The organism is Streptomyces sp. NPDC101227, assembly GCF_044767545.1.
In the GTDB taxonomy this organism is placed as follows: domain Bacteria; phylum Actinomycetota; class Actinomycetes; order Streptomycetales; family Streptomycetaceae; genus Streptomyces.
On the sequence record NZ_JBIWOD010000001.1, the window covers coordinates 68,837 to 94,184 of the forward strand.

Annotated in this window: 23 protein-coding genes and 1 pseudogene; 14 read left to right on the forward strand and 10 right to left on the reverse strand. The window is 71.4% G+C overall.

The features are described 5' to 3' along the window. Positions 1-8 precede the first annotated feature (8 nt). The 5 genes from ACIRPT_RS00325 to ACIRPT_RS00345 form a co-directional block, all read right to left on the reverse strand. Positions 9-1,655: a protein kinase gene (locus ACIRPT_RS00325; RefSeq protein WP_403819967.1), complete on the reverse strand. Its 1,647-nt coding sequence runs from the start codon at positions 1,653-1,655 to the stop codon at positions 9-11. A 103-nt stretch (positions 1,656-1,758) separates the two neighbouring features. After that, complete coding sequence (locus ACIRPT_RS00330) at positions 1,759-2,016, reverse strand: hypothetical protein (RefSeq protein ID WP_403819970.1); 258 nt, start codon at positions 2,014-2,016, stop codon at positions 1,759-1,761. Then, entirely contained in the window at positions 2,013-2,459 is a 447-nt protein-coding gene (locus ACIRPT_RS00335; protein WP_403497683.1) for a hypothetical protein, read from the reverse strand. The genes ACIRPT_RS00330 and ACIRPT_RS00335 overlap by 4 nt, the downstream gene beginning before the upstream one ends. A 478-nt stretch (positions 2,460-2,937) precedes the next feature. Further along, positions 2,938-4,431 (reverse strand): sensor histidine kinase, encoded by a 1,494-nt coding sequence (locus tag ACIRPT_RS00340; protein WP_403819974.1) that lies wholly within the window; start codon positions 4,429-4,431, stop codon positions 2,938-2,940. Next, complete coding sequence (locus ACIRPT_RS00345; protein ID WP_403497687.1) at positions 4,428-5,174, reverse strand: response regulator transcription factor; 747 nt, start codon at positions 5,172-5,174, stop codon at positions 4,428-4,430. The genes ACIRPT_RS00340 and ACIRPT_RS00345 overlap by 4 nt, the downstream gene beginning before the upstream one ends. 230 nt (positions 5,175-5,404) lie before the next feature. Between ACIRPT_RS00345 and ACIRPT_RS00350 the strand changes: the two genes are divergently transcribed. From ACIRPT_RS00350 to ACIRPT_RS00385, 8 genes and pseudogenes are all read left to right on the forward strand, one after another. Beyond that, complete coding sequence (locus tag ACIRPT_RS00350) at positions 5,405-7,423, forward strand: LodA/GoxA family CTQ-dependent oxidase (RefSeq protein WP_403819977.1); 2,019 nt, start codon at positions 5,405-5,407, stop codon at positions 7,421-7,423. Beyond that, positions 7,420-8,577: an NAD(P)/FAD-dependent oxidoreductase gene (locus ACIRPT_RS00355; RefSeq protein ID WP_403819980.1), complete on the forward strand. Its 1,158-nt coding sequence runs from the start codon at positions 7,420-7,422 to the stop codon at positions 8,575-8,577. The genes ACIRPT_RS00350 and ACIRPT_RS00355 overlap by 4 nt, the downstream gene beginning before the upstream one ends. Then, positions 8,574-9,299: a hypothetical protein gene (locus ACIRPT_RS00360; RefSeq protein ID WP_403819984.1), complete on the forward strand. Its 726-nt coding sequence runs from the start codon at positions 8,574-8,576 to the stop codon at positions 9,297-9,299. The genes ACIRPT_RS00355 and ACIRPT_RS00360 overlap by 4 nt, the downstream gene beginning before the upstream one ends. Before the next feature lie 210 nt (positions 9,300-9,509). Beyond that, positions 9,510-10,280, forward strand: a complete 771-nt coding sequence (locus tag ACIRPT_RS00365; RefSeq protein WP_403819987.1) for an SDR family NAD(P)-dependent oxidoreductase — start codon at positions 9,510-9,512, stop codon at positions 10,278-10,280. 25 nt (positions 10,281-10,305) lie between these two features. After that, the gene (locus ACIRPT_RS00370) at positions 10,306-13,203 is read left to right on the forward strand and encodes a BTAD domain-containing putative transcriptional regulator (RefSeq protein WP_403819990.1); all 2,898 of its coding nucleotides are present in this window, start codon (positions 10,306-10,308) and stop codon (positions 13,201-13,203) included. A 34-nt stretch (positions 13,204-13,237) separates the two neighbouring features. Continuing rightward, the gene (locus ACIRPT_RS00375; RefSeq protein WP_403819993.1) at positions 13,238-14,467 is read left to right on the forward strand and encodes an FAD-dependent monooxygenase; all 1,230 of its coding nucleotides are present in this window, start codon (positions 13,238-13,240) and stop codon (positions 14,465-14,467) included. Between the two features lie 15 nt (positions 14,468-14,482). Next, positions 14,483-14,710: pseudogene (locus ACIRPT_RS00380) on the forward strand (diadenosine tetraphosphate hydrolase); the annotation flags it as partial. Between the two features lie 74 nt (positions 14,711-14,784). Then, complete coding sequence (locus ACIRPT_RS00385; RefSeq protein ID WP_403819996.1) at positions 14,785-15,564, forward strand: SDR family NAD(P)-dependent oxidoreductase; 780 nt, start codon at positions 14,785-14,787, stop codon at positions 15,562-15,564. A 137-nt stretch (positions 15,565-15,701) separates the two neighbouring features. Here the strand turns inward: ACIRPT_RS00385 and ACIRPT_RS00390 are convergent, their stop codons facing one another. Both ACIRPT_RS00390 and ACIRPT_RS00395 read right to left on the reverse strand, forming a co-directional pair. Further along, positions 15,702-16,361, reverse strand: coding sequence for a class I SAM-dependent methyltransferase (locus ACIRPT_RS00390; protein ID WP_403819999.1), 660 nt, complete (start codon positions 16,359-16,361; stop codon positions 15,702-15,704). Positions 16,362-16,542: 181 nt separating this feature from the next. Then, the gene (locus tag ACIRPT_RS00395; RefSeq protein WP_403820002.1) at positions 16,543-17,085 is read right to left on the reverse strand and encodes a nucleoside-triphosphatase; all 543 of its coding nucleotides are present in this window, start codon (positions 17,083-17,085) and stop codon (positions 16,543-16,545) included. Positions 17,086-17,206: 121 nt separating this feature from the next. On the opposite strand from ACIRPT_RS00395, the gene ACIRPT_RS00400 reads away from it, so the two are divergent. Beyond that, positions 17,207-17,659 (forward strand): YbhB/YbcL family Raf kinase inhibitor-like protein, encoded by a 453-nt coding sequence (locus ACIRPT_RS00400; RefSeq protein ID WP_403820005.1) that lies wholly within the window; start codon positions 17,207-17,209, stop codon positions 17,657-17,659. A gap of 68 nt (positions 17,660-17,727) precedes the next feature. On the opposite strand, the gene ACIRPT_RS00405 is transcribed toward ACIRPT_RS00400, so the two are convergent. Next, the gene (locus ACIRPT_RS00405) at positions 17,728-18,129 is read right to left on the reverse strand and encodes a hypothetical protein (protein WP_403820008.1); all 402 of its coding nucleotides are present in this window, start codon (positions 18,127-18,129) and stop codon (positions 17,728-17,730) included. Between the two features lie 218 nt (positions 18,130-18,347). Between ACIRPT_RS00405 and ACIRPT_RS00410 the strand changes: the two genes are divergently transcribed. Next, positions 18,348-19,247 (forward strand): aminoglycoside phosphotransferase family protein, encoded by a 900-nt coding sequence (locus ACIRPT_RS00410; RefSeq protein ID WP_403820011.1) that lies wholly within the window; start codon positions 18,348-18,350, stop codon positions 19,245-19,247. 173 nt (positions 19,248-19,420) lie between these two features. Here the strand turns inward: ACIRPT_RS00410 and ACIRPT_RS00415 are convergent, their stop codons facing one another. Next, a complete protein-coding gene (locus tag ACIRPT_RS00415) occupies positions 19,421-20,272 on the reverse strand; it encodes a putative RNA methyltransferase (protein WP_403820014.1) in 852 nt (283 codons plus the stop codon). A gap of 395 nt (positions 20,273-20,667) precedes the next feature. Here ACIRPT_RS00415 and ACIRPT_RS00420 point away from each other — a divergent pair, with 395 nt between their 5' ends. Continuing rightward, positions 20,668-20,988: a hypothetical protein gene (locus ACIRPT_RS00420; RefSeq protein WP_403820017.1), complete on the forward strand. Its 321-nt coding sequence runs from the start codon at positions 20,668-20,670 to the stop codon at positions 20,986-20,988. 24 nt (positions 20,989-21,012) lie between these two features. Here ACIRPT_RS00420 and ACIRPT_RS00425 read toward each other — a convergent pair whose 3' ends face one another. Then, positions 21,013-22,410: a condensation domain-containing protein gene (locus ACIRPT_RS00425; protein ID WP_403820020.1), complete on the reverse strand. Its 1,398-nt coding sequence runs from the start codon at positions 22,408-22,410 to the stop codon at positions 21,013-21,015. A gap of 419 nt (positions 22,411-22,829) precedes the next feature. Between ACIRPT_RS00425 and ACIRPT_RS00430 the strand changes: the two genes are divergently transcribed. The 3 genes from ACIRPT_RS00430 (at position 22,830) to ACIRPT_RS00440 (ending at position 25,281) form a co-directional block, all read left to right on the forward strand. Continuing rightward, entirely contained in the window at positions 22,830-23,258 is a 429-nt protein-coding gene (locus ACIRPT_RS00430) for an Rrf2 family transcriptional regulator (protein ID WP_403820023.1), read from the forward strand. A gap of 225 nt (positions 23,259-23,483) precedes the next feature. Next, on the forward strand, positions 23,484-24,698 hold the full coding sequence (locus tag ACIRPT_RS00435) for an MFS transporter (RefSeq protein ID WP_403820026.1): 1,215 nt from the start codon (positions 23,484-23,486) through the stop codon (positions 24,696-24,698). Positions 24,699-24,756: 58 nt separating this feature from the next. Beyond that, positions 24,757-25,281 carry a GNAT family N-acetyltransferase gene (locus ACIRPT_RS00440; RefSeq protein ID WP_403820029.1) on the forward strand — a complete coding sequence of 175 codons (525 nt, stop codon included), beginning with the start codon at positions 24,757-24,759 and terminating at the stop codon, positions 25,279-25,281. Positions 25,282-25,348 lie beyond the last annotated feature (67 nt).

Sequence of the window (25,348 nt, forward strand, 5' to 3'; positions counted from 1 at the left end):
CCGGTCCGTCAGTCCGCGCGGAGCGCCGGCGGCGCAGTGGGCATCGCGGCCGGCGGGCGGGTGTCCCCTCGGCCAGTGGCTTGCGGGGGCGGGGGTTCGCTGCGGTCACTGCCGTTGTCGGCCGGAGGACGAGATCCGGTGGCGCCCGCGGTGGTGCGGAGCGTAAGGGAGTGGGCTGCGAGGGCGCCCAGTGCGAGGGAGATGAGGTGCCCGGCGTCGGCGAGTCGTGGATCGTAGAGACAGGCGCCGGTCAGGAGTACGGCCAGCAGGGGCAGGCCGTAGCGGCGCAGGTGTCCGGGAGTCTGCGCGAGAAGGCAGGCGCCCGTGGTGACCAGGCCGTAGCTGATGCCGACGTCGCGGGCGCGGGCGGGGATGCCGTGCAGGTGCGCGATGCGCACGAGCCACAGGGTGCCTTCGGTCAGGAGCGTCGCGGTGAGGTGACCGTAGAGGAAGACGCCGAGGGCTCGCAGGGTGCCCCAGCGCCATTCCGCGTATCCCAGGACGGCGGCCACGGCCGCGATTCCGGCCACCACGGGTACGCCGTCGACCACCAGGCCGCTGGTGAAGAAGGTCCACCACTTGCCCGCCTGGAGGTGGTGGACGTTGCTGCTGTTGTGCCGGATGAACCGGGCGTGCTGCGCCCGTGGTTGCGCCGCCAGCCACACGGCGACCAGCAGGAGGGCCGTCACGTACGACGCGGTGCCGCGCAAGCGCTTCAGGATCTGCGCAGCGGCGGCGAGGGATCCGATGCGGTGCCGCTCCCCGTGGGAAGTGGGGCGCCGGCCCTGTGCGCTCGGGGCCGGGGCATCGAGGCGGTGGAGGGCACGGTCGATGTCGGCGTGCATCTGCTCGGCGCTCTGATACCGCTCGTCCCTGTCCTTGGCGAGTGCCTTGAGGACGATGGCGTCGTAGTCGGGCGTCAGGTCAGGGGCGCGGGCCGAGGGCGGCCGGGGAGCCTCGTTGACGTGGGCGTAGGCGACGTCCAGCGTCGTGTCGCGGATGAACGGCGGTTGTCCGGTGAGCAGTTCGTACAGGAGGCAGCCGGTGGAGTACAGGTCGGTACGAGCATCCACCGGAAGGCCGCGGGCCTGCTCAGGGGAGAGGTAGGAGGCGGTGCCGATCATCGTGGCGGTCTGTGTCAGCGTCCCGCCCTGCGCATCGAGGATCCGGGCGATGCCGAAGTCCAGCACCTTCACGGTGCCGTCATCGCCGTACATGACGTTGGCGGGTTTGATGTCGCGGTGCACGATGCCGTGGGAATGCGCGTGCGCCAGCGCCTCCAGGACGCTCGCGACCAGCCGCAGGGCCTGTGGGGGTGTGATCCCGGCTCCGCGGTGTGCGAGGTCGTGCAGCGTCCGGCCCTTGACGTGCTCCATCACGATGTACGGCAGTCGCGTGGGCCCGTCGGTGTGTTCGCCGCTGTCGTAGACGGAGACGATGCCGGGGTGATTGAGGGCGGCCGCCGAACGTGCTTCGCGCAGGAAGCGGGCGCAGGCGGCGGCGTCGTCGGCGAGGGCGGGGCGGAGGGTCTTCACGGCGACCGTCCGGCCGAGTTTCAGGTCCTCGGCGAGATGCACCTGGGCCATCCCGCCCTGGCCCAGCGGCCGGCCGAGGACGTAACGGTTGCCGAGCGGTTGCGCAGGGGGATGGTCCACCGAGTGCGGCCCTTTCCTTGGGGAGCCGCGCGGCATCGAGGCTCGGCTCCCTCACGGGCTGGCGCCTCCGCCCGCCGGCGCGGCCCGGCGGAGGCGACAGATGTCAGTTGTCGGAGTTATTGGAGTTGTCGGCGCTGTCGGAGTCGTCGGCCTTGCCGTTGGCGTCCGCCGCGTCGACGGCGCGCTCGGCGTCGTCGACCTTCTTCTGCATCTGCCCGAGTTGGCCGGACGAGGCCGGGGCGCTGCTGCCGGCGGAGGGGGCCGCCTTGTCCGGCGTGGCGGACGAACAGGCCGTGGTGGCCAGGAGCGGCGCGGCGAGGGCCACGGTCACCAGCATGGACAGGCGTCGCCGGCGGTTCATGACGTGGCGGCCGTCTTGTCCTTGGCCCCGCCGTTGTTCGCCGCGCACCAGGTGGCGACGTCCTTCAGGTCGGGCTTCTTCTTCTTGAGGCTCGCCAAGAGCTCCTTGCGGGTGGCGAGGCGGTCGCCCAGGAACTTGGCGATGGCCGTGTGGTTGGCCTTCTTGGCGTTGTCGATGCGCGCTTCCAGGAACTTGAGGGAGCCGCGCCTGGCGACCGGGCCCTCCATGCGCTTGATCCGCCTGTCGATCCGCTTCTCCAGCCTGGGCACCCGGTGGCACAGCTTCCGCGCCCCGTCGCCCTTGGGGCCCTTGGTGTGCGCGGCCGCGGAATCCGACGTGGCCGGGCTCGCGCCCGCCGCCGCGAACGAGGGGGCAGCGGCTGCCGTGGTGGCGAGGACGAGGCCCGCCAGGGCCGCGGTCATGGTCGCTTTGCGACGCTGCATGAGGAGTCTCCGTTCTGTGTACTGCCCGGATGCGTGCGGCAGCCCGCCCCGCACGGGGCCGGCGGCGGGCTGCGTGAGAGCGAAGGTAGGAACTGTTCTTGTGGTTTCTTTGTGAGCCGCCCGGCCCGGACAACCGGCCCTCGCCGCCTCCGTGTGGGACGGCCAGCCGGTGCGGTCCGGCCGTCCGCCGAGGTGGGCCCCGGTGACGGGCCCTTCCCGCCGGACTCCGCTGCCGTCCGTGGTGATCAGGAGACCGCAGACGAGGACGGCCGGCGTGAGAGTGGCCAGGGCCAGCGCGGTGATGCCCGCTTCGCGGCTCATGAAGGGACCGCGGCGCAGCGGCCGCGACCCCCGCCCGGCCGGCGCGTCCGCTCGTCGCCGGACGCTCCCCGCGGCCTCGGGCGGGGCGGCGAAGGTACTGGCGAGCACGAGGTCCCCCTCTCGCGGCGCGGGCACGGTGCCGGCGCACGGGAGGACGCTAGGGACGTACTTTGTGGAATTCCTGTCGCTGCCGGGCGGTGTCCGAGAGCCAGGTCCGGTGCTGCGGCACGGTGGCACCGGGCCGGTCCGGGCGCGTGAGGGGGAAGGCGATCTCGAATCGGGCACCCTTGCCGCCGGGGCCGTCCAGCACCCGCAGTTGCGCGCGGTGCAGGTCGATTTGCTGGGCAACCAGCGTCAGGCCCAGGCCCGACCCCGGGCTGTCGGCGCGACGGTAAAAGCGCTGAAAGATCGTCTGCCGCCGCTCCGGCGGCACTCCGGGCCCCTGGTCGTCCACGGTCAGGACGGCCACCGGGGCGCCGGCGTCGCCGTCCGCCCGCAACCGCACGGCGACACGGGCCCCGCCGTCCGCGGAGCGGCCGTGGGCCAGCGCGTTGGCGAGGAGGTTGTCCAGCAGCGAACGCAGCCCCGGCTGCCATCCGAGCACCGTCAGGCCCGGCGCGCCGTCGAGCGTCACCTCCGCCTGGGGATGGGTGCGGCGCAGATCGGAGACGGCCGCGTCCGCCAGCTCGGCCAGGTCGACGGGCGCGAACGCATCCGACTCCACCAGGTCTCCTTGGCCGAGCGCCCGCAGCATCACCAGCAGCCCCAGCAGGCGGGCGTGGCCGCGTCGCAGGTCGTCCACGGTCTCCGCGCGGTCGGCGGGACCGAGGTCCTGGAAGGCGTCGAGGATGTCGAGGTTGGTCTGCATGCTCATCAGCGGCGTGCGCAACTCGTGGGAGGCGGCAGCGGAGAAGGAACGGGCCGTCGCCAGGGCCTCGGCGGTGCGGGCGGCTTGTTCGTCGTAGCGGGCGAGGACCGTCTGCAGGGTGTGCGCGAGGTCATCGACCTCGGTGATCCGGGTCGGGGTGTGTTCCAGGCGTGCGGCGGTGGTGTGCGGGTCCAGGCCGCTGGTGCGTTGTTGCAGGCGCCGCAGCGGTCGGGCCGCGCCGGCGGCCAGCGCCCAGGCCAGGCCCGCGGACACCGGTGCGGCGAGCACCGCGACGGTGATCACCCGGCCGCGCACCAGCGCGATCTGCCGCTGGTTCGCGGCCTCCGGGGAGAACAGCCACAGCCTCCCCTGCACCCCGGGACCGTGGCCGGACACCGGGACCGTCAAGGCGCGCCAGGTCTCTCCGCGGGAGTGGACCGTGACCGGCTGCCCGGCCGCCCGGTCCGGCAGGCGCACGGACGGGTCGGGTTGCGGGCCGTCCATGACGGTGCCCTGCGGGCCGCTCAGGCGGATGCCGATGTCCAGCGCCGCGGCGAACAGCTTGCGCTGGCGCGCCTGCTCGACCTGCGGCCGGTCCTTGGAAGCGGCGCGCAACAGGCCCTTGGCCGCCACCGCGACGCCCCGTGACCGCTCGCGCAGCCGCTGGTCGGCCTGCGCATGCAGATCCTTGGTGACCAGGCCCACCAGCACCCAGCCCGCGGCCACCACCAGCAGCGGCACCACGGCCCCCACCACGATCGCGATCCGGGTGGACAGCCTCATGCCCGCGGCCCCCTGTCGCCGTTCTCGCCGTTCTCTCCGCGCGCGCCGCCCTCGTCGTCCCGCAGGACGAAGCCGACGCCGCGCACCGTGTGCACGATCCGGGACCGTCCGCCCGCCTCCAGCTTGCGCCGCAGATAGCTGACGAACGTATCGACCGCGTCGGTACGGACCTCGAAGTCATATCCCCACACCCGTTCCAGCAGCTGGTCACGGGTCAGGACCAGACCGGCATTGCGGGCCAGGACTTCGAGCAGCTCGAACTCCCGACGGGTCAGCTCCACCGGCCGGCCGTCAAGGCAGGCGGTGTGCGCCGCCGCATCGAGCAGCAGGCCTCCGATCCGAACGGTGTCGGTGGCCGCGGGCGGCCGCCGGCGCAGCAGGGCGTGCAGCCGCAGCACCAGCTCGTCCAGGGCGAAGGGCTTGACGAGGTAGTCGTCCCCGCCGGCCTGCAGCCCGGCCACCCGGTCCGCCACCTCGTCCAGCGCGGACAGCATGAGCACCGGTATGTCGTTGCCGTCCGCTCGCAGCCGCCGGCACACCGCGATGCCGTCGAGGTCCGGCATCGAGATGTCCAGCACCACGACATCCGGCGCCGCGTCCGCCACCTTGGCCAGTGCGTTCCGGCCGCCGTCCGCCACGTCGACGGTGAAACCGTTCAATCGCAGCCCACGCCCCAGCGACCGCCGGATCGTGGCGTCGTCATCCACCAGCAGGACCCGCCCGCAACTGGCCTGTGCGCCCATTCCCGTCTCCCCTGTCACCTTTTCGGCCACCGAAATGATGCACCACCGTCGTGACCGGTCTTCCGGCGCCGGTGCCCGGTGCAATTCCCGGTCTGACGCGCAACGGGGGAAAGGACGCGCCGGCGTCGGTTCACCCGATCGGACGCGCCGGAATCGCCCCGCAATTGGGAGATTTCCACAATGAGTGGGCTGGGGGAAATGTGGAGATCAGTCCAAGTTGGGATCCCGTAATGGATGAACAGATCGTACAAGTGAAGATTCACCCCGCCATCGGCATAGCCCGGGTCGGCAACAGTGACGAGGTGCCCTTCATCGGGCCGGAGTCACCCGACCAGCCGCCGCTGGCACCCGGGTCGTACAAGGACAGCGCGGGGCAGATCATCCGGCAGGCCGCCCGCTTCCGGATCTACGGCTACAACAAGGCCGGTGAGGTCGTCAGGGAGCTGAAGCTCGGCGAAGGGGACGTCACCGAGATCAACTGGTCGGTGCACCTGGCCAACAAGAAGGCCGCCTGGTACCAGTTCCACGTCCCGCTCGACATCGACGAGGCCAAGAGGCTGTCGGACAAGCAGCGGAGTCGCCGGAACGCCGACGTCACGGGGGACAAGCGGAAGAAGCTCGTCATCGACTCCGGCCGCCAGACCCTCAAGGCGTCCCAGCACCAGACCGCCACCTTCGCCGGCAAGATCATGGACAAGCCGGTCTCCCTCGGCTCGGCCGCCACCCAGAAGGACGGCCGGCTGGTGGTCGTCGGCGGCGACGGCACCTCGGCCTCGTACGCCGGTAAAGAGATCACAGGGGTGGCCAACAACGACACCTGGTACGACAACGTCTCCGACGGTCCGATCACGGCGGAGGTCACCATCGGGGGCGTCACCAAGACCGCCTCCCCGGCCTGGGTCGTGGTCGGCCCGCCGCACTACGCACCGGGTGTGAAGACCATCCGCACCGTCTGGGACCTGCTGTACGACGTGTTCGTCAGCGAGCGCACGGTGGACATGGCGGAGCCGGTCTCCTACCCGGAGCACATCGAGCCGCTGCTGGCACGGTTCTGCGGACTCCAGTGGGTCAACCACGGGTTCGCCACCCAGTTCGGCCGGCGGGGCCCGTACGACTTCCTCGCCCCGGACATACGCAAGCGGCTGAACGACCCGAGCGAGACCCACCGCGACCTGCGCCGCCAGATCTACCTCCAGATGCGCGACTACGACCGGGACGGGATGTCGCCCGTGCCCTGGCCCTGGCTCTACGGCGACGCCATGACCAGCGGCAAAGCCGACTCCGTTCGGCAGCACCTCACCCTCTCGCCGACGCAGGACCGCATGCTGGCCCGGTGGGCCGAGGGCGATTTCGTGCCCGGCGAACCCCGCACCGGTCACCCGGACGTCGACAAGGCACCCGTCGCCGAACAGCCGGAACTGCTGGAACGCGGCGCGCTGGAGAACTGTGCCGCCGACGCCTTCCACCCGGGCAGCGAGGTCACCTGGCCGATCCGCCACAAGACCATGTTCAGCGAGCCCTACCGCATCCTGCACCGCGACCCGGCCCAAGCCGAACCCGACTACGGCGACGTGCTCAAGCTCTCGGACGTGCTCAGCAAGACGGGGCCGCTGTACGCACAGGGCCCCGGCGACCTCACCCGCTGGATGGCCGCACCCTGGCAGTGCGACACCGCCAGCTGCCGCTTCGGCTACCAGGTCGTGCCCTCCGGGCTCGGCCCCCGCTACAGCCCCTACCTGCCCACCTTCTGGCCCGCCCAGATGCCCAACCACGTGCTGAAGAAAGCCGACTTCGACACCGTCAACACCAAGCCGGGAGGCGGCGACGACAGCGCCCGCGAGAAGGCCTTCGAGAACCGGGCGGTCTGGCTGCGCGGCCTGAAGGGCGACACCTTCAACAAGCAGCGCAAGCAGATGATCGGCGACTGGTACAAGTTCGGCATCGTCGAGACACACGAATACACCGTGGGCGACGGGAAGTTCCCCAAGTACATCCAGGTGGAGTCCGAGCCCGGCTATGACACGGTCCCGGACCACGCCAACCTCATCAACATCCAGGTGCCCGAGGCGGGCGGGCCCCTGCTGGCCGCGGCGGCCGGGACCTGGAGCGGCGGCATCTCGGCCGAGGAGGTCGAGGAGGCCCTCGTGCAGCAGGCGGTCGCGGAGGCCAAGAGGCTGACCGGCGAGGACGAAGAGGCCATCGCCGCCGGCTACTTGGAGAAGCTCGACCCCTTCCACGACAGCCAGTGAACCCCGCACCCGCCTACGACGTCGTGGTCGCGGGCGGCGGCCCGGCCGGCTGCGCCGCGGCGCTCGCCCTCGTCAGGGCGGGGCGCCGGGTGCTGCTGGCCGACGCCGGTACCGGCCCGCCCAAGGTCGGCGAGGCGCTGGTCTCCGCCGGCCGGCTGCTGCTGGCCGACCTCGGCGTGGACCGCCCGGTCCTGGCCACCGGCCACCTGCCCTGCCACGGCACCCTGTCCGCCTGGGGCTCCTCCCAACTCCAGTCTGTGGACTCCCTCCACGACCCCTACGGCCATGGCTGGCACCTGGACCGCCCGCTCTTCGACCGGAGGCTGCGCGCCGCCGCCCGTGCCGCGGGCGCGGACGTCGCCGAACGCACCGCCGTACGGCGCCCCGACCGGCAGCCGGACGGCACCTGGCGGATCGTCCTGCGGGGGAGCGCCGACCGGGACGGCGCGCGCACGGTCGGCTGCCGCTGGCTGGTCGACGCCACCGGGCGGGGCGCCGCGCTCGCGATGCGCGCCGGCGCCCGCCGCACCACCGGCGACCGGCTGACCGCCCACCACCTCCTCCTCGACCCGGTGCCGCAGGACCCGCAGGACGCCCCCGACGGCCGTTCCCTCGTGGAGTCCGACCGGGACGGCTGGTGGTACACCGCCCCGCTGCCCTCCCGGCAGCGCCTGATCGCCTACTTCACCGACCCCGACCTGCCCCTCGCCACCGCCCATACGCAAGGCGACGAGGGGTTCCTCGACCGGCTGCTGGCCACCCGGCACGTCTCGCGCCGGGCCCGCCCGCACGGGCTCACCGCCCTCCTCAGGCCGCCACGCCGCGCCCCCGCGCACACCGCCCACCTTGACCGGGTGCACGGGGACGGCTGGACGGCCGCCGGAGACGCGGCTGCCGCCTTCGACCCGCTCAGCTCCCAGGGCATCCTCACCGCCCTCTACACCGGGCTGAGCGCGGGCGAGGCGGTCGACGCCCGGCTGCGCGGCGACCGCGCGGCGCTGCCCGGTTACGCGACGAAGGTCGCCCTCGCACGTGTCGCCTACCAGGACGGCCACCGCGCCGTCCACGCCCAGGAAACCCGATGGGCCGACCGCCCGTTCTGGGCCCGGCGGCACCACACCCCGCACCCCACGAAAGGCAACCACACACCATGAGCACTGCATCCGACGCCGCCCAGGCCGGCGGACACGAGCACTTCCACCGCTTCCTCATCCTGGGCAAGAAGAAGCTCTTCTTCTACCACCTGGCGCTGTACAACAAGACGTCCGGGCACAACTACCAGGCCCTCTTCACCTTCGAGATCAAGGACGACGGGGCCCTGCGCAAGATGTACCTGGACGACCTCAAGAAGAACGAGGACAAGCGGGTCTTCTACTCCCTGCGCTGCCCGCACCACTTCGAGCTCCCGGAGCTGCAGAAGGGCAAGTCGTTCAACGTCCACCTGGAGCGCGTCGTGGTCGACAAGAACGGCAACCGCGACTTCCAGAAGATGACCCAGACCGAGACCACGGTGGAGTGCAAGCCGGAAGGCGTCCTCTCCTTCCGCAAGCTGGGGGACCTGCCCTACCCCGAGCACCTCACCTACCTGCTGTTCGGCGAAGGCGACGAGATCCACCTCGCCCACCAGCTCGCGGCCCACCCGAACTGGGACGAGGCCATCACCATCTCCCCCGAGAAGAGCATCGATCCGGCGACGCTCAAGCAGATCCCGACCCTCGTCATCGACTCGATCAACGACGCCCACGGCAAGATCACCGAAAGCCCGCTGAAGAAGAACCAGCAGTACCAGGGCAAGATCAGCACGAACAAGCAGACGGTGGACTTCATCGTCGGCCGCCAGGGATGGTGGAACCACACCACCCTCAACAACATGTGACCGGCGCCTGACCGGCCGCTCCCCACGCGCCGGTTCCGCCTGGCCCGGGTCGCGACCACGGTCACGACCCGGGCCCCCGCGACGCCCCTCCCGCGCAAGCAGGAGGGGCGTCGGCCGGTGAGCGGGCGGTGAGCGTGTGGTGAGCCCCCGCCGCCACTGTTGCTCCATCGCCGGATCCGCCGAGGGCCGGCCACCCACGAGGAGCAGGCAATGGACACGCTGACCGGCAAGACGGCACTGGTGACGGGCGGCTCGCGCGGAATCGGCCGGGCGGTCGCCCGGCGGCTCGCGGCCGAAGGCGCGCTGGTCGCCGTCCACTACGGCGGCAACGACGACGCCGCCAAGGAGACCGTGGCGAGGATCGAGGAGGCGGGCGGCCGGGCGTTCGCCGTCCGGGCCCGGTTCGGCGAAGACGGCGCCGTGGACCGGCTGTTCGAGGGCCTGGTCCCGGGGCTGGCGGGACGCGGACTGGACATCCTGGTCAACAACGCGGGCATCATCTCGGGCAACCCGATCGCGCAGGTGACCCCGGAGGAGCTCGAGCGGCTGTTCACCATCAACGTCAGCACGCCGTTCTTCCTGGTCCAGCGCGCGCTGCCGCTGCTCAACGACGGCGGCCGCATCATCAACATGGGCTCGACGGCAAGCCGGTTCGCCGTCTCCACGCAGATCGGCTACACCATCAGCAAGGCGGCCCTGGAGTCCATGACCCCGTCGCTGGCCAATGAACTCGGCAGCCGGGGCATCACGGTGAACACGGTCGCTCCCGGCGCGGTCCGGACCGACATGACCGCCGGATACACCGCCATTCCCGAGGTGGTCGCCGGCCTCGAAGCGATCACCGCGCTCGGGCGGATCGGCGAGCCCGAGGACGTCGCCGATGTCGTCGGCTTCCTGGCGGGACCGCAGGGCAGGTGGGTGACCGGCCAGACCATCGACGTCTCGGGCGGGACGTATCTCGGGCCGATCGCCCCCGTGTGATCAACCCCGGTGGATAATCACCGGCATGCTGTTCGGAATCCTCGGTGAGACCCGGGCGTGGCACGACGACGGGACCGAGGTTCCGCTGGGCGGACCGGCCCGCCGCGCGCTGCTGGCCCTGCTGCTGATACGTCCCGGAGAGGTCGTGTCCGCGGACCGGATGGCCGACGCCGTCGACCCGGAGGGGGCGGTGTCGGCGCACGCCCTGCAGTCCCAGGTGTCCAGGCTGCGCAAGGCCCTGGGCTCCGGGGCCGCGCTCGAACAGGCCGGGTCGGGCTACCGGATCGTGGTTCCGCAGGACGACGTGGACGCCTGCCGGTTCGAGCGACTGGCCCAGGAAGGACGGGCCGCGTTGCGCGCCGGCGACGCGGCCCGCGCGGTCCCGCTGCTGCGCGAGGCGCTGGAACTGTGGCGAGGGCCCGCGCTGGCCGGCCTCGCCGACAGCGGGACGGCCCAACCCGCCGCCGTACGGCTGGAAGAGCATCGGCTCGGGGCACTCGAGGACCGGATCGAGGCGGAGTGCCGGCTCGGCGAACCCCGCGCCCTCGTACCCGAGTTGCGCGAGCTGGTCGGCCGCCATCCACTCCGGGAACGACTGGCGGCCCTGCTGATGCGGGCGCTGTTCGCCGAGGGCGGGCAGGCCGCGGCACTGGTGGTGTTCGAGGAGACCAGACGGCACCTCGCCGACGAGCTGGGCGCCGACCCGTCCGCCGAACTCATGGCGCTGCACCGGGAGTTGCTGAGCGCCGATCCGTCACCCGCGCCCGCCGCGCCGCCCGCCCAGCTGACGGCGTTCGTCGGCCGCACCGACGAGGTCGCCGAGGTCGCCGGTCTGCTGCGGATGGCCCGGCTGGTCACGCTGATCGGCCCCGGCGGCGTCGGCAAGACCCGGCTGTCCGTCGAGGTCGCGGGCGTCGCGGCCGACGACGTCTGCTTCGTGGAGCTGGCTCCGCTGCGCGACGGCGCCGGACTGCCGCAAGCGCTGCTGAGCGCGCTGGGCCTGCGCGAGAACGGGCTCGGCATGGGGGACAGCCGCCAGTCGCCGGTCGACCGCCTGATCGCGGCGCTGTCGGACCGGGTGCTCCTGCTGGTCCTGGACAACTGCGAGCACCTCGTCGACGAGGTCGCGACGCTGACGGCGCGGCTCCTGGCGGTCTGCCCACGGCTGCGGGTCCTGGCGACGAGCCGGGAGCCGCTCGGCATCACCGGAGAAAACCTCTGGCAGGTGAAGCCGCTCGACGGCGACGCGGCCGAACGGCTCTTCACCGACCGGGCCCGCGCCGTGCGGCGCGGCTTCACCGCCGAACCCCAGGTCGTGAGCCGGATCTGCGCGGCCCTCGACAATCTGCCGCTGGCCATCGAACTCGCGGCGGCACGCATCCGGACGCTCGATGTCGACGACCTCGCGGGACGGCTGGACGACCGGCTCGGCGTCGCGGCCCGCGGCAGCCGCACGGCCGACGAGCGGCACCGGACGCTGCGCTCGGTCGTCGCGTGGAGCTGGGACCTGCTGACCGGGCCCGAGCGGCAGGCCGCGCGACGGTTCACGGTCTTCGCCGGCGGCGCGACGGCCGAGTCCGCGCTGCGGGTGTGCGGAACCGACGGCGAGACGCTGGAGTCGCTGGTCGACAAGTCGCTCCTGGAGGTGGCCGGCGGCCGCTACCGGATGCTGGAGACGATCGGCGCCTACGGCGGCGAGCGGCTCGACGCGGCCGGCGAACGCGAGCCGGCGCAGCGCGCCCACGCCCAGACCTTCCTGGACCTGCTGCGGACCGCCGACCCCCATCTGCGGCGGGCCGAACAGCTGGCGTGGCTGCCCGTCCTGACGGCCGAGCACGGCAACTTCCTGGCGGCTCTGCGCCGGGCGGTCGAGGCGCCGGACGTGGCGACGGGCCTGAAGCTGCTGGCCTCGGCCTCGAACTACCTGTGGATCCGGGGCGTTTCCGCCTCGGTCGCACCGCAGGCGATCGCGCTCCTCGAAGCGGTGGGCGACGCACCGCCGGCCGGCCTCGGCGAGGAGTACGTGACGTGCGTACTGCTGGCGGCGTCCGGCGCCGCCGGCCGGCCGGTCTGGCAACGCCACCGCGCGACCGCCGAGAAGGCACTGACCGCCGCATGGTCGGCCGGCCGGCCGGGCCGTTACCCCGTCGGCCTGTTCCTGTGGATGATGCGCAACGCGAGCGAAGCCGACCCGGGGAGCGCCTTCGCGCTCGTCTCGTCCCAGCGCGACTGCGCCGACCCCTGGGCGCGGTCGGCCGCACGGTACGTGTCGGGATTCGGCCCCCTTGGCGAGGGGGACACCGCACTGGCCGAACGTACCTTCGCCACGGCCGTCGAGGGCTTCCGCGCGCTCGGCGACCGCTGGGGTACCGCTCTGGCGCTGGACGCGCTCGCCGGACTGGCGGGCGGACGCGGCGACCGCGCGGGGGCCATCGCGCTCACCGACGAGGCCCTCACGCTCACCGAACAGCTCGGCGCCCTGGAGGACAGCGCCGACCTGCTGGTCAACCGGGCCGATCACCGCATCGGCGAGGAGGCGACGGCGGCCCGCGCCGACTACGACAGGGCCGCCGGTCTCGCCCGCCGCGCCGGCAGCTCCACCTGCCTGGCGGCGGCCCTGCGCGGGCTCGGTGACATGGCCCTGCTCGACGGAGACCTGGCCGAGGCGGAGCGGCTGTACGGCGAGGCCCTGGAACGGGTCGACCCGCACTGGGTCAAGAGCGTCGGCACCCAGGTTCGTACGCTCGCCGGACTCGGCCGCGTCGCCGAGGCCCGCGGCGATCACGCCGAGGCCCGGACCCGCTACCGGGAGGCCGCCCGGGCGGTGGCCGACATGGGGGCCGACATCTGGGACGTGCTCCGCCTGCTAGGCCTTCCCGCGGACGTCATCGAGAGCGTGGCGGGAGCGGTGAGCGCGCGGTGAGCGGGCGGTGAGCGCTCCCGGAGAAGCTCACCTCATGAAGAACACCAACGTACTGATCTCCGGTTCCTCCGTCGCCGGCCCCGCGCTCGCCCACTGGCTCCACCGGTACGGCTTCCACCCGACGATCGTCGAGCGCGCCCCGGCGCTTCGCGACGGCGGCTATGCCGTCGACTTCCGGGGCGAGGCACATCTGTCCGTCCTGCGCCGCATGGGCATCATGGACGACGTCGAACGCGCCCGGACGGGCATGGGCTCCATGTCGTACGTCAACAGCGCGGGCAAGCCGCAGGCCCAGCTGCCCGCCGACCTCTTCGCCGGCGACCTCGAGATCCTCCGCGGCGACCTCGCCCGCATCCTCTACGACGCGACCGCGCACCACACGGAGTACATCTTCGGAGACTCCATCGCCTCGCTCACCGAGGACGCCGAGGGCGTGACCGTCACCTTCGAACGCGGCGCGCCCCGCAGATTCGATCTCGTGATCGGCGCCGATGGGCTGCACTCCCGTACCCGCGACCTGACGTTCGGGCCGGAGGAGCGGTTCGTGAAGCACCTCGGCGTCCACTGCGCGATCTTCACCACGGCCAACCACCTCGGGCTCGACCACACCGGCCACGCCTACCGCACCGCGGGCAAGCTCGCCGCGATGTACAGCGCCCGCCACAACACCGAGGCCAAGGCCGTCTTCTACTTCTCCTCCCCGGACCTGGACCTCGACCGGCACGATGTGGCGCGACAGCAGGCGGTCCTGGCCGAGCGGTTCGCCGGAACCGGATGGGAGAGCGACCGGCTGCTGCGGGACATGCGGTACGCGCCCGACTTCTACTTCGATTCGGTCGGCCAGGTCCGCATGGACTCCTGGTCCCGCGGCCGGGTCGCCCTGGTCGGCGACGCCGCCTACTGCCCGTCCTCCCTGTCGGGCATGGGTACGGGACTGGCCCTGGTCGGCGCGTACGTCCTCGCGGGAGAGCTGGCCGCCGCGCAGGGCGACCACCGGATCGCGTTCGCCCGCTACGAGGACGAGCTGCGCGAGTACGCCGAGGGCTGCCAGAAGATGGGCGACGGCGTCGCGAAGCTGATGGTCCCCGGAAGCCGCTTGATGGCGACGCTCCTCAACCGCTACTACAAGGTCATGCCCTACCTGCCGGGCAAGAACATGGCCGCCAAGATCGCCCGCAAGACCGCCGAGAACATCACGCTACGGGACTACCGCGCGCCCGCCCGCCCTCAGCCGGGTAACCCCCTTCCCTCCCATCAGGACTGAGCCGCAGATGGATTCCCGGCCTTCCGGCGGATCAACCTCGAGATCCTGGGGAACAGGGACCCGTTCCTGCACGCGCACATCTGGCCGCGGTACGAGTGGGAACCGGCCGATGCGGTGGGTGCTCCGGTGTGGCGCTATCCGCGTGACCGGTGGAGCGACGGGCGTTTCGGGCTCGGCCCGCAGCACGACGTGCTGCGGGCGGCGATCGGCAGCGAACCGGACCGGTTGCGCGCGACGGCCTGACGATGGCGGGCCCGCCACATCGCGTCGCGCCGGCCGGCCCCGGTCGCCGTGGACGCCCCGTCTAGGGTGCGGGCATGAGCCCACACACTTACCTCTCCGAACTGTTCTCCCTGGACGGCCGGATCGCCGTGGTGACGGGCGGCAGTTCCGGCATCGGCCGCGCCATCGCCGGGGCTCTCGCGCGGGCGGGGGCGAGCGTGGTGATCGTGGCCCGCAAGGAGGCGGAACTGGTCGCCACCGTCGACGAGTTGGCGGCGGACGGCTGCCGGGCGGCGTGGGTGAGCGCCGATCTGAGCACCCGCGGCGGGGTGCGCGCGGCGGCAGAGCAGGCGGCCGAGGCATTCGGAGAGCCCGACATCCTCGTCAACAGTGCCGGGATCAACCTGCGGCCACCGATGGGCGAGCTGGGCGACGAGGTATGGGACGCCACGATGGCGGTGAACCTGGAGGCGCCCTACTTGCTGGGCCAGCGGTTCGGGCCCGGCATGGCCGAGCGGGGCTTCGGGCGGATCATCCACATCACCTCCCAGCAGGCGCACCGCGCGTTCGTCCAGAGCGGCGCCTACGGGGTCTCCAAGGGGGCACTGGAGTCGCTGGCCCGCTCTCAGGCCGAGGCCTGGTCGCCCCACGGCGTCACCTGCAACACCCTGGTGCCCGGCTTCGTCATGACCCCGCTCAATGTGCGCTTGTCGTCCGACCCGGAGAAGGTGGCGGCGCTGGCCGCGCGCACGATGGTCGGGCGCAACGGCCTGGCCGAGGACTTCGCCGGCGCGGCGGTGTTCCTGGCGGGCCGCGCATCCGGCTACATCACCGGGCAAGCGATCTTCGTCGACGGCGGGCTCTCCGTTCACTGAGCCCAACTCGGCTGGAACGCCGGGCACATGGGGTGCCGGCCCCACCGGACGCCCGTCGACCAGGCCGACGGCGGTCCCACCGAGCGGAGCCGCAAGGAAGCCGCAAGGACTGCATCGGGCAAGTACGGAGACCCCGCTCAGCGGTGATCCCATACGAGCGTGTAGCGCCAGAACAGCCCGCGGCGCAGTCGCACGCCGGGCAGGACCGCATGGGCCGCGCGGGCGATTTCGGGGAAGCTCATGTCCGCCGGCCGGGTCCTGGCCGTCATCGAGACCGGCCGAGGCGCGGTACGGCCCCTGTTCTTGAGCCAGCCCGTGGCGGCATTGAGTGGGATGGACACGGTCCCGAGCAGGTGGTCGACCGGCGTCGCCGGGCGCGACAGTCCAAGAACCACCAGGGTTCCGCCCGGTGCCAGGTGCTTGCGGAAGACGGCGAGAGCCTCGGTGAACGGCAGATGGTGGATCACGGCGACGCAGGTGATGACGTCGTAGGAGGCCCCTGAGGGAATTCCGGTCAGCGCATCCGCGGTCGTGAAGGTGACGGGCGTCGCCGGAGGCGTCAGTTCCCGGGCCCGGACGGTGATCCCCGGGTCGGCGTCGATGCCGTGCACCGTGCCGGCGCGCCCGGCCAGGAGCCTGGCCAGGTCGCCGCTGCCGGAGCCGACGTCCAGGGCGCCGCCGAAGCGCCGGGGGAGCTGCCGCAGGATCCAGGGGTGGTAGTGGGCGTTGTGGTCCCACGGGTGTGCGGCATTGAACTGCTCAAGAGCCCGGAGGACGCGGTGCGGCAGTGTCGTCATGCCGTCACCCCATCAAGATCCTCGTGCTCGTGTCACGTCCATGGCGGAAGTCCCGGCCGCAACACCACAAGCCGACCCGCAGCGCGCGGCCCCTGGAAGCTCCGAGCCGCTCGCCGCCATCGCGGCCCTCCGCCGGCGGCGGGCGTTGCGCACGCGGGGGCCCGAAGCCCACAAGGGCTCTTCACCGGGCCTCCATCTCCTCCAACCGGGTTGCCAGTTCCTGGGGGAGGGCGTCCCGGTTCGCCCTCGTCACGTGGATGAGTTCGATGTCGGCGCGCCGCTTGAGGGCGTCGGTGAACGGGTCGCCCTTCGCGTGGACCGTGGCGACGATGTCGATATCGGACGCGAACAGACATCGGACCGCGTCCTGGAACGCGGTGCACGCCAGCTCCATACCCCCGAGCTCGTCGATCAGTACGAGTTCCCCAGGGTCCGGATCCACTGCCGCCGACCGGAGCGGTGGGAGTGCGAGCCGCTCCATGACGCCCAGGTCGACGCCGTAGCGGCCCACCCGCGGCGGACCCGCGAAGTCGACATGGGCGAGCACACCTCGTCGACCGTCCTGGAGAGTTTCCAGCGCGAAGCCGGTCCGGGTGCGGTCCTGCCGGATCTCTCCGGTGGTGAAGCCGACGGCCCTACGGGTGCGCAGAAGAGCGGCCAATCGGCGGACGACGGTCGTCTTCCCCACGCCCGGGCGGCCCTCGAGCAGGATTCTGGTCGGCATCTTGTGCTCCGTATCGGTCCGTCCTACGGTTCCCGGCGCGCCGGCCCACGTACCCGGCCAGTCGGGTGTTCCGCCCGCCCGGACCGGTGCCGACCGGTTGGTTCCGGGTAGAGCCGCGCGCATGACGAGAATCGAGCTCAGCAGCGAGGCGTTCGACGACCATGGGGAGATCCCCCGGCACCACAGCGGGGAGGGCGACGATGTGTCACCACCCCTGACCTGGTCGGCGGCGCCGGGCGATACGTCGGAGCTGGTCCTGCTCTGCGAGGACCCCGATGCCCCGGGCGGGTCGTTCCTGCACTGGTTGGTCACCGGTATCGACCCGCGGAGTGCCGGTACGGCGGAGGGCGAGCCGCCTCCCGGCGGCCAGGAGTGGCCCAACGGATTCGGCCGGGTGGGCTGGGGCGGCCCGATGCCTCCGCCGGGGCACGGCGTGCACCGCTACTTCTTCCGCCTGTGGGCCGTGCCGGAGCCGCTGTCCCTGCACGGCAGGCCAACGGTCGACGCGGTGCATCGGGCCGTGAAGGGGAGGGAGTTGGCGAGCGGCACACTCATGGGCACTTACCAACGCTGACCGCCTTGCGAACGTGGGTGCAGAAGCCTGTGGGCGCACGAGGTAACCGGCGCCCGGGACTGACGAATTCAACGGTCTCGACGGGCAGCCGCGACGAGCACGGCGGTAACTGGCGCGAGGGCCGCGAGCAGCCCGAGCACGGCGAACTGGGCGCTTCCGGGCAGCGCCCGCAGGGACGTCGGCCCGAAGTAGGCGAAGCCACACAGGACAGCGCTGACGCCCGCCGAGCCGATGCCCAGCAAGAGACGGTTGACCGAGCGACCGGGATCCCAGGGGAGAGATACGCCGAACATCGCGGCGACCGTCGCCAGCAGCATGGCACCCATCAGCTTCAGCCCCTGCAGAGCGAGATAGCCCGCGCAGACGGCGGTCGTAAGCCATAGCACGACGCCGACGGAGACCGCTATCGCGATCGTGATCGAGCCTGCATGGTGGGCCGGCCCCGCGAGCGTCGACGGTATGTGATGCATATTCGCCATGGTCCAGGGTGCAGCGGGACCGCTCTATCCGTGCTTCTACTTACCCGTCCTGAACTGACCCGTCCCGAATTCACCCTTCCCGAACTGACCCGTCCCCTGCGGATGGCATGCCCAACGGCCCGGACGTCGCCCAGGAGGAGATATTCGGCGACGTGCCGGCCGGAAAAGTGTTTGACGCCTGCCGGTGTCCAGCGATCGGATGGCGCCCCATGAGCACAGGGCGGATGCATCCCGGCCAACACCCCATCGACGACGACCTCGTACGGCGGCTGATCGCCGGGCAGTTCCCACAGTGGGCGGGGCTGGCGCTGGAGCGGATTCCGTCGGGAGGCACGGTCAACGCCATGTACCGGCTGGGCGACGGCATGGTCGTACGTCTGCCGCTGGTGAAGGGCGGAGCCAAGGACGTGTCGATGGAGCAGGAATGGCTGCCCCGCCTCGCGCCCCGGCTGCCCACGGCCATTCCCACGGTGCTCGGGGCCGGGGGCCCCGGCGAGGGGTATCCGTGGCCGTGGTCGGTGTTCGGGTGGCTGCCGGGGGAGAACGCCGAGGTGGGGGCGGTGCGCGAGCCCATTCCGCTGGCCAAGGACCTGGCCGGATTCGTGGCGGCGATGCGGAACATCACCCTGCCGGGGGCGCCGATGGCGCACCGCGGCGGGCCGCTTGGCTCGCTCGACGCGTCGACCCGGGCGGCGATCGAGGAACTGCGCCGGCTCCCGCAGGAAGACGTCGACTGCGATGCCGCGGCGGCCGTATGGAAGGACGCGCTGCGGGCCCCCGACTGGGACGGGCCGCCGGTATGGCTGCATGCCGATCTGATGCCGGGCAATCTGCTGGTGGACGGTGGCAGGCTGACCTCGGTGATCGACTTCGGCTGTATGGGGGTGGGCGATCCGGCCTGCGATCTGTTCCCGGCGTGGAACCTGCTGCGGCCCGACGCACGGGACGTCTTCCGCGACGCACTCCGCGTGGACGACGCGACCTGGAACCGCGGCCGAGCACGGACGCTCTCGCAGGCGCTGATCGCGCTGCCGTACTACCGCAAGACGAACCCGACGATGGCGCACAACGCCCGGCACGTGATCCGGGCGGTGCTGGGGGAGGGCTGAGACCCCTGGCCCGTGTCTCTCGAGTCCGTCGCCAGGCTGGTCGGCGCGTTCGGGTTCGATGACGCGGCGGTGGCCGGCGGACGGGCGCCCTGCCTTCCCCGTGTTGCGGGAAAGGCAGGGCACCGAACGTGCTCACCGCCCGTCGGCCGGCAGGCGCGTGCGCCCGCTCGTGGTCACCGAGGCCGGTACGCGGTGGCCAGTACGGAGACGGTTACCCGGTTCGGCAGGATGCCGTCTGCGTCGAGGTCTGCACGGTTCAGATGGCGTGCGCTAGGCGTCATCCCCACCAGATCGAGGGCCTCCAGCCTGGTCAGGGGCGTGGCGTACTCGATCCGCTCGGTGACGGTGGCCTCGAAGAAGGGGTCCATCCCCTGGTGCAGTCGTTCTTCTTTGGCCGGGTCGATCGTGACCATTGCGGACACCCGGCCGCGCAACTCGGCCAGGTGTCGCCCGGTAGGCCGCACCACGATCAGCCGGCCGGTCGGGCGCAGGATCCGGCGGAACTCGGATGGGTTGCGCGGGGCGAACACGTCCAGCACGACGTCGGCCATCCCGTCGGCCAGCGGGAGGGGGCGAAAGACGTCCCAGGTCGCCGCGGCGGCTCGGTCATGGAGTCGGGCCGCCGAGCGCAGTGCGCGCACCGAGGTGTCCAGCCCCAGGCCACGGGCGTGGGGCAGTCGGTCGAGTACGCCGGCCAGGTAGTACCCCGTGCCGCACCCGACGTCCACCACTGTGCCGCGCTCGGGCACCGTGTCGGCCGCCAGGCGGGCCACGGCCCGGCGGATGGTCGCGTACCTGCCGGTGGACAGGAACCGGTCCCGGGCCCGGGCCATGGCCGCGTCGTCGCCGCTCGTGGGGCGAGTGCCCGTCAGGAGGCTGACGTAGCCGTGGCGGGCGATATCGAAGGTGTGGCCCGCCGGGCAGCGCAGTGCACCGCGGTCGGGGCGCAGGCGGGGCATGCCGCACGTCGGGCAGCACAGCAGGCCGAGGAACAGTTCGAGGGCGGGGGGAAGCAACACGGGCACAAGGCACTCCTGGCAACGGTGAAAGGAAAGAGACCGTGCCTGTATGCGCACTCGGAAAGTCACTGCCCCAGGAAGGAACGGGCAGCGCCGGCAACGTGGTTCACGCAACAGGCACACCAAGGAGGGCGATGCCGTCCGGCATCACCCTCGGGTCCTCCCGATCACAGGAAGCAGTAGTGCGGGTTGCTCGTGAATGCCACGCCAAGAGTCTATCGGCCGCATGGGAAGTCCCACGCCCCGCCCCGAAGTTGAGAAGCACGGCCTAGGCTGCCGGCGTCAGCACCCACCGAATCCGGCGCTGCCCCCGAGTGCCGGGCTCCGCGAGACGATCACGAAAGAGATGCGGGGACCGAGGCACATCTGTCCGGCCACCCCTGCCGCGATGAAAGCGAGAAGTGTTGAGGAACAAGCCCGATACCGCCGAGTTCGTTTCCGGCGGCACCCGCCACCACATCACCCGTCTCCAGGTCGAGGCCGCCGCCGCACGCCTTGCCCCAGCGCACAGCGCGACGTTCAGCCGGAACCGGGAGTGGTATGCCCTCGTCGGCACCGGCCTCCACTACGTCCTGGATCTGATAACCGAGGCGACCGGTATCAAGCCGTCCGACGTGAAGACCGCCCGCCTCGCCCTCGACGCCCTGGGCTTCCCGGTCGTGTGCTGGGCGTGGGGCGAGCTACTCTCCGCCGGCCATTCCGGCCACACCGCATCCGCTTGACCTGGCGACGGGTGGCGAAGGCACCTAGGCGCGCATCGCCGTGTCTCGTCGTGCCACCGAAACGATGAGTTCCCGCAGTCGCTCAACGCACAGCCGCATGTTCTGGTACGCGACGTCGGTGTCCGGGTAGCGGCTGGCGAACTGCAGGCCCTCGTGGAGCCGGGTGACCCATGCGCACACCTGGTCGCCGTACGAGACGCGGATCAGCCCGTAGGCCTTGAGGTCCTGCCAGCTCTCCGAGCCAGGGGTGTCGCGTGCGTCGACGAACGAGACGATCGAGTACAGGTCCGGAGACGTGGGCCGGAAGTCGGAGCCCAGGAGACGGAGCACCCGGGCGATGGGCATCCGCGACAGTGGCCGGTTCTTCCGCAGTGCGGCGCGGACCATTCCCAGTGCGCTGTCGAAATCCGGTGCCTGCGCCACGGGGATCTCGATCGGTGCGCCGCCCACGTACCAGCCCACCGAGTCCGACCACTGGGACTTCGCCCTGGTGTGGAACGGCACGACGGTGCGGTACACCTGCTGCCCGCCGATCTCGCGGACGATGAGGCCGATGGCCGCGAGGACGCCGACGAAGCTTCCGCCGTACGGGCGGCAGTACGTCTCGAAGGCGGCGGCGTCCGCGTCGTCCACGAGCATCTCGTGCATGAACTTCTGGGTGGGCACCTTCCCGCCGGGGTCGAGACCGAGGTCGACGGGGAAGTTCGGCAGCTTCCCGTCGCACTGGGCGATGAACTCCCGCCAGCGGGCGACGATCGCATGCGTGTCGTCGATCTGGTCCGCGTTCGTGCGCTCGGTTGCGCAGAAGTCGACGTAACTGGCGACCGGTGTCCTGTCCACGGCGCGGCGTTCGCGGCCCGCCGCGTAGAGCTCGTGGACCTCGGCGGGGATGCGCTGGATCGAGTACGAGTCGACGTTGCTGTGGTCGAACGCCATGTAGACGCTGGTGCTGACGTCCCTGACGACTGCGGCGAAGATGAAGTTAGGCCAGGTGAGCGCGTCCGCCGCGACGTCGAAGCGGTCCTGTAGGTGCTGGGTCAGCGTCGCCGCGTCGGGAAAGTTCCCGACGTCCTCCCGGTGCAGCACGACGGCGTCGGCGTCCAGCGTGAAGCGCCGCATGTCATCGCCGATCCAGCGGAAACCGCTGCGCAACGTCTCGTGGCGAAGTGTCCAGGCCCGCAGCGCGTCTTGGAGGGCATCGAGATCGACCTCTCCCGGGATGTCGAACGCCGTACCGAGCCAGGTCGGTACGAACAAGCCGTCCTGGCGTACCGATCGCGCGGTGCGGACGTGGGACTCCTGTACGTACGCGGGTGGGCGGGAATCGTCCGGCGAACTCACTGCGGCCTCGACGGTCGTCCGATGCAGCGTCCATTCCACGAGACGTCCGGGCCGGATCTCGCAACGCTGGATGTCGGTCATTCGCACAAGGCTCTCCATTCGCATGTCCTGAGGGACACAGGTGGGGAAGAGGACGGGCGGACAGGATGGGCGCGGGGGTCTCGGCCGCCGACAGTGCCGTGGGGCATCGCCACCACTGGGGCCGCCGTCGATCCACGCCTACGGGGCATTGCTCAATGACACGACCGGACCAACGATCCGATGACCTCGAAGAAACTCTGTGCGAGTGGCCGGTGCACGGCTGCCGTGGGTGGGGGCGGCCTCGGATTCGCAGTGGTGGAGGCGCCGGGCTGCTCCCGAGCCTGGACACGGGGCTGGACACGGGCGCCTGTGTCGTAACAGAATCGGTTGCGACACGTGGTGCGTGGTGCGTGGTGCGTGATGTGTGACGTGTGACGTGTGTGTGAGTGGCGTCGACGGATTCGGGGGCGGGAGGTTTCATGAGCGCGAGCAGCCGCATGACCGTGGCCACGCATGTGCTGACGTGGATGGCGCTGGTCTGCCCCAAGCGCCCCGACGGCATCGTGACGTCCGATCAGATCGCCGCCAGTGTCAATACGAATCCCGTCGTCATTCGCCGCACCCTCGGGAGTCTGCGCGAGGCGGGTCTGGTCGTCTCGCAGCGTGGCCAGGGTGCTGGTTGGCGGCTGGTGCGCGCCCCGGAATCGATCACCCTGCGGGACGTCTATCTGGCCGTCGAGTCCCATCCGCTCATCGCGTTGCACCCCGCACCGCCCAATCAGGAGTGCCCGGTGGGACGGGGTATCCCGCCCGTGCTCCGCGACGCGTACGACCGCGCGGAGGAGTCGATGAAGGCGGAACTTGCCGCCGTCACCGTCGCTGATGTGCTCAGGGAGACGATTGCCTGAAACGTGGAATCCTGAGCCCTGGATCCCACCAGTCTGGATTCCCCAACCCCGGGTTCCTCAACGCGTGGATTCCTCAACGCGTGGATTACTGAACTCGTGGATTACTGAACTCGCGGATTCCTGAACTGCGTTCCGCGTCGGCCGGTCCCTTGTGGATCGGCCTCTCTTCGGGGCGGTGTTGTAACTGTTCCTGTTACGTCAAGAAATCTCGGAGGTTCTTCCCTCGTGTACCGATCACTCGTCGTCCTTGCCGCCGGAATGTTCGCCATCGGCACCGACAGCTTCGTCATCGCCGGCATCCTGCCCGACGCGGCGGATTCCCTCGGCGTCCCCGTCGGCACCGCCGGCTGGCTGCTCACCGCCTACGCCTTCACCTACGCGGTCTTCGGCCCCGTCATGGCGGCGCTCACCACCCGCTGGCCGCGCCGCACCCTGTTCCTCACCGGGTTCGCCGTATTCACGGCGGGCAACATCGTGACCGCCGTCGTTCCCGTCTTCGGCGTAGCCCTGGCGGCACGGGCGCTCGCCGGGCTCGGCGGTGCCATGGTCACCCCCGCCGCGGTCGCCGCCGCCACCGCGCTGGCGCCGCCGGAGCGGCGCGGCCGCGCCATCGCCACCGTGATGACCGGCCTCAGCGCCGCGACCGCACTCGGTTCCCCCATCGGCACGGCAATCGGCAGCCTCACCGGCAACTGGCGCGCCACCATGGTGTTCGTCGCCGCACTCGGAGTGCTCGCCGCCGCGGGCACCGCCCTGCTCCTGCCCACGATCCCCACGCCCCCGGCGGTCCCCCTGCGCGCCCGCATCGCCCCGCTCGCCGACCGCCGCATCGCACTGACCCTGCTGACGACCCTCCTCGTCTACACGGGCCTGTACACCGTCTACACCTTCATCGACACGAGCCTCGACCGCGCCACCGGCGGAAGCGGCGGCGTCCTTGCCGCGCTGCTGTTCGTGTGGGGCCTGGCCGCCACCGCCGGAACGCTCGGCTCGGGCGGACTGATCGACCGCTTCGGCAGTCGCCGCATCATCAACACCGCGATCGTCCTGGCCGCGATCGACTTCGCGCTGCTGCCGTGGACGAGCGCATATCTGCCGTCCACCGTCGCGGCACTCCTCGTATGGAGCGTATGCGGATGGGGACTTCTGGCACCGCAGACCCACCGCCTGGTCACCGCCATGCCGACGGCGGCTCCGCTGCTCACCGGCCTGGCCTCGGCCATGGTCTACGTCGGCGTCTCGCTGGCACCCCTGGTCGGACAGGCCGGTATGGCACGGTTCGGCGCGCACTGGCTCGGCGTCGTCGGCGCCGTCCTCATCGCGCTCGGCCTCGGGGCGGCGGAAGCGGCACACACCGCCATCCGCCGACGCGCGCCGCAGACCACGCCCACGTCCACGCCCACGCCCACGGCACCGGCGCAGCCCACGCCGACCAAGTAGCGCCGCAGGCAGCACGCACCGCCCTCGGCAATCCCCGGACAGCAAGGAATGAACGACAGTGATCACCACGGAACGCCTACGGCTGCGCCCGCTCACCGCGAGCGACACCGCCTGGTGGGTGCGCCTCCACGCCGACGACGAGGTCAACCGGTTCGTCGGCGGCTACACCCACCAGCAGGCCGAAGCGCGACTGCGCGACATCCAGCAGCAGTGGTCCCAGCGCGGCCACGGCCTGTGCGCCGTGGAGCTGCGAAGCACCGGCGAGGCGATCGGACGCAGCGGCCTCAACTGGTGGGAGTGCTTCGACGAAACCGAGATCGGCTGGACCTTCGCCCGCGCGCACTGGGGCAGGGGCTACGCCGTGGAAGCGGCCCGAGCGGTTCTCACTTGGGGCTTCGGCGCCCTGGGACTCGACCGGATCACCGCCATGATCCACCACGGCAACACTGCCTCGGCCGCCGTAGCCAGGCGTCTCGGATTCACGCCGGTACGAGCGGACACCGTCCTGGGCCGCCCGTGCACCGTCTACGCCCTGACCGGGAACGACTTCCCGTCGCCCCGAACGGACGCTGAGCACCTCTGAATCACGGTCAGCGGCGTGCTCGCGGCCGCTCCGTTCCGTACGTCGCCGGGCGGCGCCACGCCGAAGC

Coding starts and splice junctions, on each gene's coding strand:
- ACIRPT_RS00330 (WP_403819970.1), bottom strand. CDS start 2,016: ATGAACCGCCGGCGACGCCTGTCCATGCTGGTGACCGTGGCCCTCGCC.
- ACIRPT_RS00335 (WP_403497683.1), bottom strand. CDS start 2,459: ATGCAGCGTCGCAAAGCGACCATGACCGCGGCCCTGGCGGGCCTCGTC.
- ACIRPT_RS00340 (WP_403819974.1), bottom strand. CDS start 4,431: ATGAGGCTGTCCACCCGGATCGCGATCGTGGTGGGGGCCGTGGTGCCG.
- ACIRPT_RS00345 (WP_403497687.1), bottom strand. CDS start 5,174: ATGGGCGCACAGGCCAGTTGCGGGCGGGTCCTGCTGGTGGATGACGAC.
- ACIRPT_RS00350 (WP_403819977.1), top strand. CDS start 5,405: ATGGATGAACAGATCGTACAAGTGAAGATTCACCCCGCCATCGGCATA.
- ACIRPT_RS00360 (WP_403819984.1), top strand. CDS start 8,574: ATGAGCACTGCATCCGACGCCGCCCAGGCCGGCGGACACGAGCACTTC.
- ACIRPT_RS00365 (WP_403819987.1), top strand. CDS start 9,510: ATGGACACGCTGACCGGCAAGACGGCACTGGTGACGGGCGGCTCGCGC.
- ACIRPT_RS00370 (WP_403819990.1), top strand. CDS start 10,306: ATGCTGTTCGGAATCCTCGGTGAGACCCGGGCGTGGCACGACGACGGG.
- ACIRPT_RS00375 (WP_403819993.1), top strand. CDS start 13,238: ATGAAGAACACCAACGTACTGATCTCCGGTTCCTCCGTCGCCGGCCCC.
- ACIRPT_RS00385 (WP_403819996.1), top strand. CDS start 14,785: ATGAGCCCACACACTTACCTCTCCGAACTGTTCTCCCTGGACGGCCGG.
- ACIRPT_RS00390 (WP_403819999.1), bottom strand. CDS start 16,361: ATGACGACACTGCCGCACCGCGTCCTCCGGGCTCTTGAGCAGTTCAAT.
- ACIRPT_RS00395 (WP_403820002.1), bottom strand. CDS start 17,085: ATGCCGACCAGAATCCTGCTCGAGGGCCGCCCGGGCGTGGGGAAGACG.
- ACIRPT_RS00400 (WP_403820005.1), top strand. CDS start 17,207: ATGACGAGAATCGAGCTCAGCAGCGAGGCGTTCGACGACCATGGGGAG.
- ACIRPT_RS00405 (WP_403820008.1), bottom strand. CDS start 18,129: ATGCATCACATACCGTCGACGCTCGCGGGGCCGGCCCACCATGCAGGC.
- ACIRPT_RS00410 (WP_403820011.1), top strand. CDS start 18,348: ATGAGCACAGGGCGGATGCATCCCGGCCAACACCCCATCGACGACGAC.
- ACIRPT_RS00425 (WP_403820020.1), bottom strand. CDS start 22,410: ATGACCGACATCCAGCGTTGCGAGATCCGGCCCGGACGTCTCGTGGAA.
- ACIRPT_RS00430 (WP_403820023.1), top strand. CDS start 22,830: ATGAGCGCGAGCAGCCGCATGACCGTGGCCACGCATGTGCTGACGTGG.